This is a genomic window from Oceanibaculum indicum P24 (genome assembly GCF_000299935.1).
Lineage (GTDB): Bacteria > Pseudomonadota > Alphaproteobacteria > Oceanibaculales > Oceanibaculaceae > Oceanibaculum > Oceanibaculum indicum.
On sequence record NZ_AMRL01000034.1, the window covers coordinates 1 to 15,405 of the forward strand.

18 protein-coding genes are annotated in these 15,405 nt (G+C 65.6%); all 18 read right to left on the bottom strand.

Annotated elements, in window-relative coordinates; translation table 11 throughout:
* Positions 1-2,071, bottom strand: a 2,071-nt coding sequence (locus P24_RS17225) for a phage tail tape measure protein (protein WP_008946029.1), incomplete at its 3' end; no start/stop codon positions are given.
* Complete coding sequence (locus tag P24_RS17230) at positions 2,072-2,371, bottom strand: phage tail assembly protein T (RefSeq protein ID WP_156816362.1); 300 nt, start codon at positions 2,369-2,371, stop codon at positions 2,072-2,074.
* Positions 2,372-2,427: 56 nt separating this feature from the next.
* Positions 2,428-2,805: a hypothetical protein gene (locus P24_RS17235; RefSeq protein WP_051013182.1), complete on the bottom strand. Its 378-nt coding sequence runs from the start codon at positions 2,803-2,805 to the stop codon at positions 2,428-2,430.
* Positions 2,806-2,884: 79 nt separating this feature from the next.
* Entirely contained in the window at positions 2,885-3,316 is a 432-nt protein-coding gene (locus tag P24_RS17240; RefSeq protein ID WP_008946032.1) for a phage tail tube protein, read from the bottom strand.
* A 73-nt stretch (positions 3,317-3,389) separates the two neighbouring features.
* A complete protein-coding gene (locus P24_RS19485; RefSeq protein ID WP_083859858.1) occupies positions 3,390-3,794 on the bottom strand; it encodes a DUF3168 domain-containing protein in 405 nt (134 codons plus the stop codon).
* A gap of 2 nt (positions 3,795-3,796) precedes the next feature.
* On the bottom strand, positions 3,797-4,252 hold the full coding sequence (locus tag P24_RS19490; protein WP_008946034.1) for an HK97-gp10 family putative phage morphogenesis protein: 456 nt from the start codon (positions 4,250-4,252) through the stop codon (positions 3,797-3,799).
* Between the two features lie 2 nt (positions 4,253-4,254).
* Positions 4,255-4,638 carry a phage tail fiber protein gene (locus tag P24_RS17255; protein ID WP_008946035.1) on the bottom strand — a complete coding sequence of 128 codons (384 nt, stop codon included), beginning with the start codon at positions 4,636-4,638 and terminating at the stop codon, positions 4,255-4,257.
* 11 nt (positions 4,639-4,649) lie between these two features.
* Positions 4,650-6,779 carry a phage head closure protein gene (locus tag P24_RS19495; RefSeq protein WP_008946036.1) on the bottom strand — a complete coding sequence of 710 codons (2,130 nt, stop codon included), beginning with the start codon at positions 6,777-6,779 and terminating at the stop codon, positions 4,650-4,652.
* The gene (locus P24_RS17265; protein ID WP_008946037.1) at positions 6,779-7,372 is read right to left on the bottom strand and encodes a head-tail connector protein; all 594 of its coding nucleotides are present in this window, start codon (positions 7,370-7,372) and stop codon (positions 6,779-6,781) included. Before P24_RS17265 ends, P24_RS19495 begins: the two co-directional genes overlap by 1 nt.
* A gap of 68 nt (positions 7,373-7,440) precedes the next feature.
* Entirely contained in the window at positions 7,441-7,644 is a 204-nt protein-coding gene (locus tag P24_RS17270) for a hypothetical protein (RefSeq protein ID WP_008946038.1), read from the bottom strand.
* Positions 7,645-7,702: 58 nt separating this feature from the next.
* Entirely contained in the window at positions 7,703-8,095 is a 393-nt protein-coding gene (locus tag P24_RS17275; protein WP_008946039.1) for a hypothetical protein, read from the bottom strand.
* A gap of 101 nt (positions 8,096-8,196) precedes the next feature.
* Positions 8,197-9,528 (bottom strand): phage major capsid protein, encoded by a 1,332-nt coding sequence (locus P24_RS17280; protein WP_008946040.1) that lies wholly within the window; start codon positions 9,526-9,528, stop codon positions 8,197-8,199.
* Between the two features lie 9 nt (positions 9,529-9,537).
* A complete protein-coding gene (locus P24_RS17285) occupies positions 9,538-10,368 on the bottom strand; it encodes a head maturation protease, ClpP-related (RefSeq protein WP_008946041.1) in 831 nt (276 codons plus the stop codon).
* Positions 10,365-11,654 carry a phage portal protein gene (locus P24_RS17290; protein WP_008946042.1) on the bottom strand — a complete coding sequence of 430 codons (1,290 nt, stop codon included), beginning with the start codon at positions 11,652-11,654 and terminating at the stop codon, positions 10,365-10,367. The genes P24_RS17285 and P24_RS17290 overlap by 4 nt, the downstream gene beginning before the upstream one ends.
* A gap of 15 nt (positions 11,655-11,669) precedes the next feature.
* Entirely contained in the window at positions 11,670-13,448 is a 1,779-nt protein-coding gene (locus P24_RS19500; RefSeq protein ID WP_008946043.1) for a terminase large subunit, read from the bottom strand.
* A 3-nt stretch (positions 13,449-13,451) separates the two neighbouring features.
* Complete coding sequence (locus P24_RS17300; RefSeq protein WP_008946044.1) at positions 13,452-14,081, bottom strand: P27 family phage terminase small subunit; 630 nt, start codon at positions 14,079-14,081, stop codon at positions 13,452-13,454.
* A gap of 87 nt (positions 14,082-14,168) precedes the next feature.
* Positions 14,169-14,537 carry an HNH endonuclease gene (locus P24_RS19890; RefSeq protein WP_008946045.1) on the bottom strand — a complete coding sequence of 123 codons (369 nt, stop codon included), beginning with the start codon at positions 14,535-14,537 and terminating at the stop codon, positions 14,169-14,171.
* A 209-nt stretch (positions 14,538-14,746) separates the two neighbouring features.
* The gene (locus tag P24_RS19505) at positions 14,747-15,352 is read right to left on the bottom strand and encodes a DUF6362 family protein (RefSeq protein ID WP_156816363.1); all 606 of its coding nucleotides are present in this window, start codon (positions 15,350-15,352) and stop codon (positions 14,747-14,749) included.
* Positions 15,353-15,405: the final 53 nt, after the last annotated feature.

Here is a 15,405-nt window from a genome sequence, read left to right on the forward strand (position 1 = left end):
CCGGCGGCCGGCCGCCATCAGCAAAGCCCAGCAGGCTGGCGAAGGCGGTTCCGATCAGTCCGCCGGTGCTCTGCCCTTGCCCGGCGCCCGCAGCACCGCTGGACCGCAACACCGCCTGCAGCGCATCGTCGGCCAGGCTGATCAGCCCCTGCAGCGACAACTTGCCGCCCTGCACCAGGTCTTCCAGCACGCCCTTGGTCCGGTCGCCGAACCGCTCCCATCCGCGCTCCGCCTCCTGCGCGGCGCGCTCCTGTTCCTTGGCCAGCTTCTCCGCCTCGCGGGCGTGGATATCGGCAATCTCGGCTGCCGCCGTGTCGTTCACCATCACGCGCAGCTGCGCCAGCTGTTCCTCACCAAGGCCGATATCTTCCAGCATGCGCAGCTCGGCATCACGGCGGCGCTGGATCAGCGCCTCCTGCTGACCGGTCGCCTGCAACCAGGCCGCCTCGATCCGCTGCACGATGCCCTGCCGGCGTTCCGCCTCGGCGGTGACGATCTCACTCTTGCGCGCTTCGGCGGCAGCGACGATCTGTTCGCGCGCCGTGGCGGCGGCGCTCTCCGACAGCACCAGCTGATCCAGCGCCGCCAGTTCAGTTTCGCGGCGCCGCTCGATCAGCGCGATCTGCTGGCCCGTCGCCTGCAGGTAATCCTGTGTCACGCGATCGACAAAGCCCTGCCGCTTTTCCTCCGCCCGCGCCGCCTCCTGCGCCACCCGCTCCGTCTCGCGCGCCCGCTCTTCCGCGCCGCGCTTGGCAATGGCGGCAATCTCCGCTGCCGCCGACTGCTCGATCTTCACCGTCGCGGCGGCCTTCTGCTCGGCACTGGCGGCGGTTGCTTCCAGCGCCGCCAGTTCCTCGTTCTTGCGCTTCTCGATCAGCGCCAGCTGCTGGCCGGTCGCCTGCAGCCAGCGATTGTCGATCCGGTCCAGCAGCGCTGCGGCTTCCTCCTGCGCCTTGCGCAGATCGGCAGCAAGGCCCCCCCCCACATTGCCGACGCGCGACAGCCGGCTGGCCGACTCGGTCACCTGATTCAGGCTGCTGGCCGTGTCATCTGCCGCCATCGCGGATTTAACCATCGACGGAACGAAGGCCCCGCCCAGCGCGCCGGCCACCGCGCCGATAAGCGCACCCCAGTGACCGAATACCGACCCCAGCTTGGCGCCGGCCATTGCCCCCATGATGGTGGTTGCCACCCACATATGCTTGTTCAGGAACTCGAAGGCCTGGCCGGCGCGCGTCACCAGCGCCGGCAACACCGCCAGCGCATCGGTCACCAGCCGGTCGATCTGCGGCGCCAGCTGTGCCACCGCCACCGTCACCCGCGTCTTGATCACCTGCCCCAGCGCGCCCAGATTGTCGCTGGCCGACTTGGCCTGCCGGATCAGCGATTCATCCATGACAAGGCCAAGCGACTGCGCGCGCTCGCGCAGACCCTGGATGCCGTCCGCCCCCTGATTCAGCAACTGCACCAGACGCGGGCCGGCATCCTCGCCGAACAGCTGGCTGGCCAGCGCCGACTTCTCGGCTTCCGAAGACAATGCCGCCAGTTTGCCGGTCACCTCTTCGAAGATCGACTCGGAACCGCGCAGCTGCCCGCTGGAATCCCGCACCGACAGCCCAAGCGCTTCGATGGCCTGCTTTGCCGGACCGCCGCCGGTGGTGACGAAGAGACCCAGCCGGCGGTTGAGGCGCGTGATCGCATCATCCATGTCCCGCGCCGAGGCACCGTTCTGCGACGCGGCAAAGCGCATCTCCTGAAGGAAGGCAGCGGAGACACCGGCCTTCTGCGCCACATCGTCAATTGCGGAAGCCGCTTCAAGCGACCCGTTGATGATCGCACCGAGACCGGCACCGCCCAGCAGACCGGCTACTGCGCCGCGCAGGTTGAAGATGCCGCCGATGCTCTGCTGCACCGACCGGTTGAACCCGCCGAAGCCTCGCTCGACACCGGACAGCACACGATTCATTCGTGCGCCCGCGCTGTTCAGCGCCGCCTGCGCCTTGCCCATGTCCGCCTGGAAGCTGCTGGTCTGCGCGACCAGATCCACCACGAGACTGCCGATGGTCGCCATTTACGTCTCCTTCTTGCTGCCGGCGCCGAAGCGCGCCAGCAGCCGCTCCGCGACGATGTCCGCCTGCCGGTCGAAACCCAGTGCCGCCCAGGCAAGCTTTTCCTCGCGCGCCAGATGCGGCATGAAATCCTTCGGCACGAAAGGTTTGGCCCGCTTCCGATGCGGCGCGGCATTGGCAATGTTGGCGGCGAGGATACCGGTGCGCAGTTCGGCGGCCGGCGCTCCGATCGGCTCAAGCTGGTCGAAAGCCTGCCACTCCGCGAACTCGCGCGCGTCCAGGCTGGTGTGCAATTCGCGCACCGTGCGGCCGAGAGCCAGCGCCAGCCGAAAGGCGAAGCGCCGGTCTGGCCGCTGGATCAGTTTTTTTCCAGTTCCTTGATGTCCGCCGCGCCCATCCCATTCAGCCGCTGCGCCACATCGAACAACCGGTCCATTGCCTTAGCCGATTTCTCACCCAGCGCCGACGCCTGCTCGATGGTGAACAGCCGCTGGCCGTCATCGCCAACCGCGCACAGGGCCACCAGATGCCCACGCACATTCTGGTGTTTGCCTTGGTTGGCGATCAGCCAGGTTTCGAACTCGTCGCGCTCCCGGCTCATCATGGTGCGGATACGGACAGTGCCGCCCCATTCCGGTACAGCCACATCCTCATGCGGCAGATCGGCGGCGGACAGGATAGCGGCGGCGGACAGCAGCCCGCCGCCCGTGGTCTGGGTGGTTTTCACTTTAGTCATGTTTCCTCACTAGGAAGGCAGGAAGACGGAAGGGGTGACCGGCGCCGTTAAATGGCCACCAGTCGCGGTTCGCCGGTGATTACGGGTCCGGGGTCAGGTCGTAACGCGAGACAGCCTCGGTCACGCGCAACGTGGCACTGATCTTCTTGATCGCGTCGGTGCCGGCGGCGAACGAGAACTCGCTGACATAACCGGCGAAGGTGATGCCCTTGTCGGGATCGACCTTCTGGCGGATACGCCAGTTGTGGGTGGTACGCGCGATCTTCGCGTCCTGCATGAATTCCTGCGTTGCATTCCCGTGCAGCAGGTTCATTTCCAGCGAGACACTGCCCTCGTCCGGCAAGGCGGGAACATATTCCCGCGCCGTCGAATCAAGGTCGCTGGCATCCAGTTCGCTCGAACTGCCGGTCGGGCCGTCAATGCTCACCACACCGGCCACCTTGATCCAGGTGTCCGGCGTGTTCGGGTCTTCGTAGAACAGCCCGGAACCCTGGCTAGATTCGCCTGCCATATCGCTCTCCTTTCAAAAAGAAAGGCCGCCGGTTCCCCGGCGGCCTCTGCCATCACACTATTCACCGCCAGCGTCAGGTGCTGACGGAAATCCGGTAATCCGCGCCGCAACGGTAAAGCTGCGTCTCCGCCTCGTATTCGTCGGCCTCGCGCTCGATGATGATGCGCTGCACGGTCACATCCCCCATCGGCCCGGCATAGCCGTGCAGCGCATCGCGGATGGCACCGGCCAGGCCGCGCGCATCGGCGAAGCTGGACCCCCAGCAATCGATCTGCACCAGCGGGCGCTCAAGCCCGGCTGGCCCGTCCAGGTCATATTCGATATCGGCGCCGATGCGCTGATAGGTCGCCGCCGGCAGCTGACCCTCCTGCGGCAACACCAGCGGATAGAGACGGGCACCAAGAATCGCCGCGACCGGCAGCTGCGCCAGCAGCCAGGCCGCCAGCGCCTGTTCCATCCGATAGACGGGGGGAGCCATACCTACCGCCTCCGCCGCCGGCTCTTGCCCAGGCCGGACTTGGCATAGGGGCCGGCCAGTGCTTCCGCCGCCTTTTCGATATCGCCGCCCAGCCGTTTGCCGATGGCATCGATCGCCGCCTGCCCCTGCGATTCGATGGCAGGCCGCATGAAGGCCTGCGCCGGCTGCTTGCTCGTACCGAACTCGGTCAGATGCGCACGGCGGCTGACCGGCGGCTTGAAGCCGATTACCAGCTGTCCGCCGCCCTTGGCCGTCCGCCTGCGGCTGCCCTTGCGCACGGTGATTGCCTTCTTCAGCTTGCCGCTGCGCACCGGCACGCGCTTCTTCGCATCCTTCACGATGGGGCTGGCACCAGCCCGCAGCGCCTTCAGCACCGTCTGTTCTTCGATTCGGCGCGGCAGCTGGCCCAGCACCTTGTCCAGCGCGGCAGCACCGAGGATCTGGCTCTTGCGCGCCATGGCTAATCCACGTCCGCCGTAAGGTCGCCGATCGGGAAGCTGACCGGGTCGCCGGCATTCACCACCTTCGAGGAGTCCAGCGCCACGCTGCCCAGCATGTTGCCGTCCGTCGCCGCGTCATGCAGCGCGTAATGCGATACGCTGGCGCCGCCATCCGCCTCGCCGAAATCGACGGCGGTGCTGTTCGCCATTGCGCCGTCTGTCGGCGCGCCGAAGGTGACAGCCACGCGGCCAGCCGGGCGGATCATCGCCGTCACATCGCTGCCGCCATCGGTCGGGTCGCCATCCCACAGGCTGACATAGGGCTGCGCCTGCGCCGGCATGGCGGCGTTGCCGCGCAGCCAGTTGGCGATCGCCTGCCGGGTATAGGTCGAGAAATTCGCCATGCTGATCTCCTTTAGATTATCGGTGGGGCAGACTCGTAGGGATGCCCTGCTTCCAGGGCGATGCCCCATTTGTGGGCGAGATACCCTTCGATGCGCTGCTTGTCGGCAAGGCTGATCGCTACCGACACCGAGACCACTTCAGCGACCCGCCCGCGCCAGCCATAGTTGTTGCTGATGTAATTGCGGTTGTTGCCGATGGTCACGCCCTGCGCATTCGTCGCGGCGGCGCTGTCGGCGCGAACGATGAAGGGCGACTGGATAAGCGGCATCGCCGTCAGATCAGCAGCCGCCGCGCCATTGTGGAATGTCTGGCCGGCATGCCAGGCCCCGGCGCCGCCGGTGAACCAGCTGGTGCCGCCGGATGCAACAGCCAGGCAGACACCCGAATTCAGGCCCGCCTGTGCATAGCCACCGAACAGCGCGTTGTAAGTCGGGAAGGTACCGGCCGGATCGTCCCAGACTGCCACCACGAAGTTGATCCGATAGTCCTGACCGGCGACGCCCGGATCGTGAAACAGCCGCTTCACGTTCGCCGCAATATCCCAGTCGATGCAGGGCAGGCCGCCCGGCCACCCCGCCGCCTGATAGGCTGGGCGGCGCGAGGCGTTGACCTCCCCCACATGCCTTGCATTACCGCTCTTGTCCGCCCATGCGCTGACCGCGCCGGCATCCACCGACACCGCCGAATCGTCGGCGGCATCCAGCCACAGCGCCAGATCACCCTGCTGCAGCGGCGTCCACAGATCGCCCGTCTCCGGGCTTTCCACCGGATGCGGACCGGTGGGTACGCTGTAGCTTTCACCGGTATAGCGCGCCACCCCTTTGGTCACCCGCACATCTTCCAGATGGCAGGGCTCACCAAGATGTGAGGTGCCATCAAAACCGCCGACCGAGAAGGGCGCCACGCCGCTGCGGATCACATCGCCGTTGGACATCTCCCCCAGCTTCACCCCATCAGCATAGAGGCGGAAGGTACCCGCCTCCCTTGTCACCGCGACATGCCGCCAGGTTCCTTCGATCGGCGTGTGGTCAAGATTCAGCGACATAAAGCTGTTCGACTGGTTGTAATAGACGAAGGTCAGCTTGGAATCCTGCTCATACAAACCCCAGCTCGCCGCCGTTGCCTTTGTGCCCGATCCCCATTTAGCGGCGATCCACCTGTTGCCAGAACCGGCACCGCGCCGATACCAGGCCTCCACCGTAAAGTCGCCAGCCCCGAAATCGAACGCCACGGCATTGTCGCAACGGAAATAGCTCTGCGCTCCGATCGACAGCGAGGCCGTGCCGAACTGCTTCACCGCCGTATCCAGTGCCGCCGTGCTGCCGATGCGGGTAAAGCTGCGCCAGGAATTCTTTACATCCACCAGAGTGGTGGAGGCTTCTTCCCCATCCATCGGCATCGAGAGCGAGACCATCTCCCAGGATGGATCACCGGACGGCGGCACGGTCAGATCACCGGCCAGCGTCAGGCCGCCCTGCAAACCACCGGCAAGATGACGCGCCACCAGCGCCGTGCCTTCCAGGGAAATGCCACCGGCCAGGTTACCGGCCAGACGTTTTTCAACCCGCAGGGCGCCGGCCATTGCCAGCGTGCCGGTGATCGTGCCGGACAGCGCGGCACCGGCGCCCGCCAGCCGCCCGGTCAGCAGCAGCGCACCATGCAGTGCGCCGGCCAACAGGACATCGCCGCGCGTCTTCAGATCGCCGGTCATCGCCAGGCCACCGGTAAGCACGCCAGCAAGCCGCTTCTCCACCCGCAGATTACCGGCCAGAGTCGCGGCAAGGGCCAGATGGCCGGACAGCTCAACCAGCAGCGGCACAGTACCGCCGCGCGTGCAGCGCAGCAGCAAGCCTTCCCGGCGGCCGATCTCGGTCACCGATTCGATATCATAGGCCGCACCGTCCAGCACCAGCCGCAGTTCCGGGCCGATGCCGGCACGCCAGCGGATAGTGATCTCGGTCGTGACTTCCGACTGCACGGCATCAGCGGCGAAGAATTCCCGCCCGGACAGATCGCGCTTGCTGGCCCAGACCGTGGCGACCTCCTGCCAGCTGACCACCTCCGCCAGATAGGCGTCGCGCGACACCGCCTTGCGCTCGATCCGCAGGCGCCGGTCCAGCTTCCCCGCCTGCAGCGCCATCAGCGGAATCCCCAGATGCGCAGCTTGCCAACCAGAGCCTGCACCGACAGCGGCATGGAATTGACACTGCCGGCGACAGTCACCGGCTCGCGCTGCGCATACCAGTGCGCGACCAGGAACCGCAGCAGATGCTTGTAATCCTCTGGCACCGCTGCCGCGTCGCCGAAGCCGGCGGTGTAGGTAATGGTGACGGCGGCCGGCTGGCAGCGCGTCGCCGGCCAGGTCAGGCCATAGGCCGGGCGCACCTCGCCCGGTTCCCGGTTGGTCAGCACCTGATAGGCCGCCGCATCCAGCACCTGTTCAACGCCCGCCGGGTCGATATAGGCAATCTCCGTCACGTCACGCAGCGGCGGCAGCGGCAGACGGATCATACCGCCGCCGGAAGGAAAGCCGCCATCCAGCTGTACCGCCCAGTCCTGTGCCACCAGCGCCCGGCCCAGCACACCATCGCGACCGTCGATATAGGCCATTGCGGTGGACAGGTAGGATTCGATCACCGCGTCATCATAGGCACCATCGACGCGCAGGTGTTCCTTCAGGGCGGCGATGGTCAGCGGTAGCTCGGCTGGTGGCGCAACCGGGATAAGATGCATCTTGCCCTCTATTGGAAAGGGCCGCCGCCCGTCACCGGGAAGCGGCCCTGTTCATCCAGTCCGGGTGCCTACGCGGCCGGCGGTTCGGCGACGGCTGCGGTGCCAGACTTCTTTTTGCCCGTGCCCTCCACCGCCCATTTGGCGCGAAGGAACTCATCCGCCAGAGCGTCGGGCATGTCCTCATAGGTCACACCCTTCTCGTAGGTATTGACCGTCGCGCCATCCGGGCTGCCCGGCTTGGTCTCGGTCATGGTGATCGTCTTGGTCGCCATTTGTATGTCCTCGCTGGCGGGCCAGCCCGCCTGTAGGAATTACGGGATATGGTTGCCGTCAGGCCACCGGGCGCTGGTGCGGATGGCCCAGAACCACCGAGGCCGAAGCCGCGATGGAGGTGCCGCCATTCTTGGTCAGCACCGCGCGCAGATAACGCTTGGGGCCGGCATAGCCGACGCGCGTCACACCGTTTGCCGTCAGGATCACCGGGAAGTCGCCCAGCAGATCGGCGGCTTCCACATCGGTGAAATCGCCGCCCGTGGTGGTGTCGCTGTGCTGCAGCTTCGGCGTGAAGTCGCCAGCGCCGGCGATGGCACCGGTCTGCACCAGCACCATGGCGGAATCGAAACCACGCGTATCGACGATCTCGCCGGTGACGCTGTCGGCATGGACGGCCGGGCGCACCGATTCGGCGGCGCCCAGATTATTGCGAAGGTCTCGCAGGGACATTGTCCTATCCTTTCAATGATCGCGAGTGACAAGGGCAAAAGCAGAAGGGGCGGAGTGCCTCGGCAACCCGCCCCTTCTCGTGTCTTTTGATCCGGCTGGGATCAGCTGCCGAAGCGCAGGAACTTCATCGCCTCGAAGCTGGTGGCGCCGCCGCCGACCCGCTTGGTCGTGTAGAACTTCACGAACCCCTTCTGGGTCAGCGGATCGCGCAGCACCCGGATGCCAACCCGGTCCACGATGGTGTAGGTCTCGCGGAAATCACCGAAGGCGATGGACAGCGCATTCGCGGAGATCGCCGGCATGTCCTCGGCTTCCACGATGGGATAGCCCAGCAGCAGGCCGCCCTGGCGGGCCTCGAAGTTCGGCTGCCAGAGGTAACGGTCCTCTTCGTCCTTCAGCTTGCGCACCGCAGCCACCGTATTCCGCGACATGCAGAAATTGGCGTTGTTGCGCCATGCCGCCTTCAGGCTGAACACCAGGTCGATCAGCGCGTCGCCGGGATTGGCCGCCGGCCAGGCACCGGACTGGCCGGTGTTGATATGCTCGAAGGTACCCCAGGGGCGCGTGGCATCCGCCGTCGCCGCCGTGGCATAGGTCAGCAGACCGCGCGGGCGCTTGTCGCCGGTGCCGGCAAAGAAGGACGTGGTCTCCGTCCGCGCCATCTTGTCCGACGCCTTGTCCGCCAGCCAGCCCTCGATATCCCAGGCCGAATCGTCCAGCAGCTTCTGCGTCGCTTTCGGCTGGGCAAACACCTCATGCACCGGGATCGCCCACATGCCAAGACCCGGCGTCGCCGTGTCCTGCCGGGTCTCGGTCTCGCCAACCCAGCCGGCCTCGGCTTCCTCCAGATCGTTGAAGCCTTCCAGCCGGTCGGTGCCGATGGTGGTGACGAAGGCGAGCTGCCGCATCGGGCTGGTCTCGTAGATGCGCGTCATGATGCGGTCGCTCATGGTCGGCATCACGGTATAGCCGCCAGCCGGATCGGACCCGACGCTCATCTGCGCCAGGACGGCGGAGGGGGTGGACTGGCCGCGCCGCAGATAAGTGTTCAGCGACGGACCATAGGCCCGGAAATCCTCGGCACTGACATCCTGGCCGGTATCGCGGCGGAAGCTGGCCAGCGCCTTGACCTCGTCGGCATTACCATCGCCGCCGCCGATCTGTGCCGCCGCCTGCTTGGTCGCGAGATCGGCCAGCTGCGCCTGCAGGTCGCTGATGCTTGCGTTGATGCGGTCCACCTTTTCCGACTGCACCGCATCGGTAAGCCCCTTCTTCAGGTCGGCAAGTTCCTTGTCATTTGCCGCCTTGAATTCCTCGAAAGCGGTCTTGATGTCCGCCATCAGCTTCTTCGCCTCGGCGCCCGTCGCATCCGCGCGGACACCACCAAGGATCGTGCCGCGACCCTTGCGGCTGTGAATATCCATCATGCCCATCTGGGCCTCCTACGATTTGAGAGTAGCGATGACCGACCGGAGGTCGGCCACGAGATCGCCAGCGCCAGGCATGGCGGAGGCGGCAGCGCCTGGCGTGCCGCGAAAATCCTTCATCAGGCTGCGCCGCTCGGAACGCGGCAGGCCGGCTTTCGCCAGCACCAGATCGAGGCGCCGGGCTGCGGACTGGGCCGCAGCTTCCTCCGGTTCGGCCGTCACCTGATCAGCCGGCAGGTAATCGTCGGCGAAGCCCTGTTCGATGGCGGCAACGCCACCAATCCAGGTCTCCGCATCCATCATCGCCGCGATGGCATCCTTGTCCTGGCCGCTGCGGCTGGCATAGACATCGGCCATCGCCGCGTCGAACGGTTCCAGCATGGCCGCGATCTCGGTGAAGTAGTGCCGGTCGCCGCACGCACAGACCCAGGCATTGTGAATCATCAGGAAGCCGGACCTGGCGATCAGCACATTGTCGCCCGCCATTGCGATGACGCTGGCGGCGCTGGCGGCATAGCCCACGATCTTGACCGTGACTTCCGCCGGATGCTGGCGCAGCAGATTGTAGATGGCGATGCCCTCGAACATGTCACCGCCGGGCGAATTGATCGAGACCGTCACCGGCTTGTTGCCGATCTGGCGGAGGGTGGCGGCGACCGAGGCGGCAGTGATGCCATCGCCCCAGAAATCGGCGCCGATCACGCCATAGATATTGATGATGGATTCGCCCTCCGTGTCGGCGGCGCGGATCTCCGCCGGCCATTTGGCAAGGGCGGAAACCGGGGCTTCCCATGTCAGACCATCGATCTGCAGGGCCTGAATCTTCGGCAGCTGGCGCAAGCTCATTGCACGCGATCCTCTTCATGGTCATGCTGGCGATCACCAGCGGCCGTGCCGGACGGAAGGCCCGCCGTGTTTGGCGGGTCGTAATACACACCGCCCGCCCCGTCCGCGCGGGGGTTCTCGTCTTCAAGTGCGCGCACTTCATCGGGGCTGTACACACCCCACTGCAGCGCCTGCACATAGGCGCCCCAGCGGTTCTTCACGTCGCCGCGCAGCAGGCCGGCCGTCGAGAAGCGCGCATCCATGGTCTCGGCCTCGGAAGCCGACATCAGATCGCGCTTGATCGATTCTTCCCAGGTGCGCAGCCAGTCGGCCAGGGTGTAGGTAACGAAGCCGATATTCTGCTGTTCGATACCGCTGCCCCAGCTGGTGCTCTTCTCGGTCGCGCCGATCAGGTGCGGCGGCACACCGAAGAACATGGCGATGTCGTACCGCTGGAAGTCACGGGTCTGCAGGAACTGCGCGTCCTCCGCCGACATGGCCAGCGCCTCCGCCTTCATCCCCTCTTCCAGGATCATGTATTTGTGCGCGTTCTCCGCGCCGCCATGCTTCTCCGCCAGCGAGTCGCGCAGCCGGTTATAGGCCGGCTCGGTCAGCGTGCTGGGGTGGGTGAACACACCGCCGGCCAGCGTGCCATCCTTGAACAACCGGGCGGCCACATGTTCCGCCTGGATCGACAGGCCCAGCGCCTCACGCATGCAGGACATCACCGACAGGCCGCGCCAGCCATCCAGTGACAGACCGCGCAGATGCAGCATATCGGCCTGCGTCAGGGTAAGGCTCTGCCCGTCCGGCCGGGTGACATGATAGCGAATACTCATGTCGGACATCTGTTCCGGCCTCACCCTGTCCGGGTGCAGCGGAATCAACCCGACCAGCCGGCTGCCAGCCATAACCTTGCGGGCGTACCCATTGCCGCGCAGCAGCATCTGCGCCTGCATCATCTGGCGGAATTCCTTCGGCGTCTGCCAGGTATTCGGGCGCACGGTCAGAACATGGCGCAGCGGATGCCCGACCGCAGGGCGCCGGACCTTCTCCGATTCCCGGATCACCAGGTCAAGCGGCATCCAGGATACCGCGCCGCAGATGATCTGGGTGCAACGCCAGGCGGCTGCGACGCGCATAGTAGAGGATTCGGTGACGGAAACTCCCGAGGTTGTTGCCATGCTGCCACCGATGCGCAGGAAATCCCGCATATCTTCCGGTGACATATTGGTCAGGTCGAAGCGCTGCGCCGTTGCCTTTGGGGCCATCCCAAGGGCAGCGCGCAGCCAGCTCGTCAATGCCATGCTTTCTGTCCTCGATCAGACCATCAGAATGCCGCGGCCCTCGTACACAGACGGGCCTTTCGGCGCTTCGGCACCAGGCGTAATCGCCCGGCCCAGCGCCATGATGCCGGCGGATATGCCGTCGATCCGGCCACGGCTGCGGCCCTTCGCCGGCATCTTGTTCTTGTTGTCGTCGGTCTTGCAGACCAGGTTGGCCGCCATCAGCTGCAGCACTGGATTGCCGCCATGTTCGAGCTTGGCGTCCAGCACCATGTCCAGGAATTCCTTGGTCGGGTGCGAATAGCTGAACATACCCTGGCGGAATTCCGATACCGGCACGCCCTGATCCATCAGATCAGCTTCCAGCGTGCCCGCGTTCCAGGGATCGAACGTAACCTCGCTCACCTGATAGGTTTCGTAATCCGCCATCAGGCTGGCCAACACATCATTGTAATCGATGCGGTTGCCGTCACAGGTCGATATCCAGCCTTCCTCGACATAGCGCCGATAGGGCGCCCGGTCCATGTCGGTAAGGTAATTCACCCGCGCTTCCGGCATCCAGAACCGGCATACCCAGATCCAGCGTTCCCCCTCTTCCACCGGCGGGAAGACCTTTACCGTCGCCGTGATATCGGTCTTCGCCGACAGGTCCACCCCGATGACGCAGCGCCGGCCGGCCAGCGCCGCCAGGTCGATCGGGCCTTGCGTGTTCCTCTTCCAGTCCACCATGCGGATGCTGGCATTCACATCCGACTGCCTCACCCCCAGCCGGAAGCGCAGGAAGTCGGCCAGCGCATCCGGTGCGCCGGCCGCCTTGGCCGCCATGCGCGCCATATCAGCCGCCTTCACGCTGATCCCGTAATTCGGGTTGGCCTTGATCCAGGTTGTCTCGTCGCGCCAGTCATCGTCATCATCGGCGCCGGTGATATCGGCGCAGGCGATGAAGGCGAAGTAGGTATCGTCTTCCAGCGCACCTTCCAGCACCTTGCGCGCATATTCGCGCTCGGTATCGTAGGGTGTGCCCGGCTTGTCATCGCCGGCCGTGGTGATGATCCACAGAATCGGCTGGCGACGCGCACCCAGTGCATTGTCGAACAGGTTCAGCAGATCGCGCTTCTTGTGCCGGTGCAGCTCGTCGGCCAGGGCCATGGACGGGTTCAGACCATCCGCCGTCTTGTCATCCGCCGACAGCGGTTCGAACTTCGAATAGGTTTCCTCATCCGAGATATTGTTCTGAAAGGGCCGCAGGCGGCTCTTCAGTTCCGGTGAGGTGCGCACCATCTCGCGCGCCTCGTTGAAGATGATGCGTGCCTGGTCGCGCTTGGTGGCGATGGCATAGACCTCCGCCCCCTGCTCCCCGTCCGCCACCAGGGCGAACAGGCCGACACCCGCCAGCTTCGTGGACTTGCCGTTCTTCTTCGGCACTTCCTCGAACGCTTTCACATAGCGGCGCAGCCAGTCGCCGGTTCGCTTCCAGCCATAGACTGACCCGACCGTGAAGCACTGCCAGGGCTGCAGCATGACCGGCTGGCCGCGCCACTCGCCCTTGCTGTGCCGCAGCAGGGGGAAGAAGTTGATGGCGTAATCCGCCGCCGGCAGATGCCAGGCCAGGCCGCGCGCCGGGCCTGTGCGCAGATCGTCCAGATGGCGCTGGCAGGCAAGCTTGTTCAGCCGGCCCGCCGGGATCTTGCCGTCCACCACGTCGATGCAATAACGCGTCGGACGGTCGGCAATCAGGCCCATGCGGACCTGTTCGATATAAGCATCGACGTCGCCGCCGCACCGCAGCGCGGGAGCGTGCCCCGGTTCCACCATCGCCTAATGCACCTGGCGCGATGGATTCCCGGCCAGGAACGAGGACAGGTTGCCCGCCGCCGTCTCGCTCGGCGAAGGCTGCGGCGCGCTGTCTGCCTCCGCCTGCGGCTTCGGCTGCTTCACGCCATCGCGGCCGGGCATCAGCGGCAACATCAGCTGGCGAACATCGCGCACGGAGGCGGTCTGCATCCAGGACTTCGGCGTCAGGTTCAGCTCAACCTGCATCTTCATCACCATGGCCAGCGCCTTGTCGCGCAGATCAACGGCGGGATGCTTGCGCAGCATCTTCCCGTGCTTAGAGGTGGTTTCATAGAAACCGTTATTCTGCGCCACGATGGCATCGAGCGTTTCGTATCGTGCCAGCTCCCGGCAGTAGAGCGCGAACAGCTGCAGGTCCGTCGCCTTCACGAAGCCATCGCGGACGATCGAAAAAAAATCCCTTTTCCAGATGTCAGCCGCCCGGCCCGTCACTTCCGGCGGCGGCGCCATCGGATCGACCGGCGGCGTTTCAACCGGTGCCGATTCCTTGGCGGCTGTCGCCTTCACTTCCGCCTTTGCCTTACGCGATCCCTTACGCCGCGTATCGCCCTGCAAAGCTTTCAGCTCATTGGACTTCGGTGGCCGGCCACGCATGACAAACTTTCCTGATTCTCCAATTTCGCGGACGCATAAACGTGACTACCGCAAACGGTCCTAAGCGGCAGGGGTGTAGAGATTTGCCTACCCCCTCCCCTTGCGGCGGCCAAAGCCGCCATCCTGCCGCGCTGTCTTGCGGCTGTGGCACGGCTTGCACAGCGCCTGACTGTTCGAGGTGCTAAGATGCGCGCCGCCATCATCCAGAGAGATGATGTGATCGACCTCGGTGGCCGGCTGCCCGCATCCTGGTGTGCAGCACACCGGATGCTGGGTCAGAAACCATTTGCGGAACCGCAACCATGCCGCCGTCTTGTAGGGCCGCCGCTTCTCCGCATCGTATGGCTTCGGCGCTGTCGGTCGCGGCGCCGGCTTGTGTGCCGGGCACCACCTGCCCGATTGCACCAGCGCGCCGCAGCCCGGCCTGGCGCATGGCTTCGGCGGTGACCAGCCCATCGGCTCCCCTCTTGCCGCCCTGAAAAGCCGAAGCCCCGGCGCGGGGTCATCCCGGCCAGGGCTTCGTCAGTTTAGGGAGGCTATCTCGACACCCTCACATGAGGACGGCACACCACAAACGAGAACGCCCGGCGGAACCTTTCGGCTCAACCGGGCGCACTACGTCAGCGATACAGGGAGGATTGTCAAATTCCGGGCATATTGTCAAATCATTTCCGACCCGCCTGCCGCCTGTCCGCATGCCGGTTCAGCCGCGCCGCGACCAGCTCAAGCGCCGCCCGCTCGCGCGTGCGCACCGTCTCATGGCTGCAGGCCAGCCGGCCGCTGGCCAGCAGCTCCTGCGCCACCGCCCGCAGCGAAAGCCCCAGGGCCGTGCCGGTGACGATCAGCCTGTCCACCGGATTGCCGACCCACAGCAGCCAATCAAGCGCCCGGTCCAGCCGGTCGATCGCCGCCGCATCCGGCGCCAGCCGCACCGAGACCCGCTCATAGCCATAAGCTTCCACCGCGCTGCGCACCGGCTCCGGCAGGCCGCAGCGCATCCTCCCGATGGCCAGCCCGCCCGGCAGCCGCCGCAGCGTGCGCATGGCGTCGATCAGATGCCAACGCACCAGCGCCGCATCCCAGACGTCCGGCTCGACCGTAACATCGGGGATCAACCGCACCGGCTGCCGTGCCGGCGCCCGGTAGGGCTTTGCCACCCGCTCGACCCGGTCGCCACCCTCATCCGTCCACCGCACCCGTGCGGTCCGCCCCGGCAGCAGATCAAGCCCGCTGTCGAAAGACGCCACCTTATCCATCCTCGCCTTCGCCATCGCCGTCACTCCCGTCTGGAGGGTTTGGAGGGTATGGAAGGTTGGCTTTCAAA

What these genes read in the sequence shown, in the direction of transcription:
- P24_RS17235 (WP_051013182.1), bottom strand. Translation starts at nt 2,805, where the DNA reads ATGACTAAAGTGAAAACCACCCAGACCACGGGCGGCGGGCTGCTGTCC.
- P24_RS19500 (WP_008946043.1), bottom strand. Translation starts at nt 13,448, where the DNA reads ATGGTGGAACCGGGGCACGCTCCCGCGCTGCGGTGCGGCGGCGACGTC.
- P24_RS17300 (WP_008946044.1), bottom strand. Translation starts at nt 14,081, where the DNA reads ATGCGTGGCCGGCCACCGAAGTCCAATGAGCTGAAAGCTTTGCAGGGC.
- P24_RS19890 (WP_008946045.1), bottom strand. Translation starts at nt 14,537, where the DNA reads ATGGGCTGGTCACCGCCGAAGCCATGCGCCAGGCCGGGCTGCGGCGCG.
- P24_RS19495 (WP_008946036.1), bottom strand. Translation starts at nt 6,779, where the DNA reads ATGGCGCTGCAGGCGGGGAAGCTGGACCGGCGCCTGCGGATCGAGCGC.
- P24_RS17275 (WP_008946039.1), bottom strand. Translation starts at nt 8,095, where the DNA reads ATGTCCCTGCGAGACCTTCGCAATAATCTGGGCGCCGCCGAATCGGTG.
- P24_RS17290 (WP_008946042.1), bottom strand. Translation starts at nt 11,654, where the DNA reads ATGGCATTGACGAGCTGGCTGCGCGCTGCCCTTGGGATGGCCCCAAAG.
- P24_RS19485 (WP_083859858.1), bottom strand. Translation starts at nt 3,794, where the DNA reads ATGGCTCCCCCCGTCTATCGGATGGAACAGGCGCTGGCGGCCTGGCTG.
- P24_RS17240 (WP_008946032.1), bottom strand. Translation starts at nt 3,316, where the DNA reads ATGGCAGGCGAATCTAGCCAGGGTTCCGGGCTGTTCTACGAAGACCCG.
- P24_RS17280 (WP_008946040.1), bottom strand. Translation starts at nt 9,528, where the DNA reads ATGGGCATGATGGATATTCACAGCCGCAAGGGTCGCGGCACGATCCTT.
- P24_RS17265 (WP_008946037.1), bottom strand. Translation starts at nt 7,372, where the DNA reads ATGCATCTTATCCCGGTTGCGCCACCAGCCGAGCTACCGCTGACCATC.
- P24_RS19505 (WP_156816363.1), bottom strand. Translation starts at nt 15,352, where the DNA reads ATGGCGAAGGCGAGGATGGATAAGGTGGCGTCTTTCGACAGCGGGCTT.
- P24_RS17270 (WP_008946038.1), bottom strand. Translation starts at nt 7,644, where the DNA reads ATGGCGACCAAGACGATCACCATGACCGAGACCAAGCCGGGCAGCCCG.
- P24_RS19490 (WP_008946034.1), bottom strand. Translation starts at nt 4,252, where the DNA reads ATGGCGCGCAAGAGCCAGATCCTCGGTGCTGCCGCGCTGGACAAGGTG.
- P24_RS17285 (WP_008946041.1), bottom strand. Translation starts at nt 10,368, where the DNA reads ATGAGCTTGCGCCAGCTGCCGAAGATTCAGGCCCTGCAGATCGATGGT.
- P24_RS17255 (WP_008946035.1), bottom strand. Translation starts at nt 4,638, where the DNA reads ATGGCGAATTTCTCGACCTATACCCGGCAGGCGATCGCCAACTGGCTG.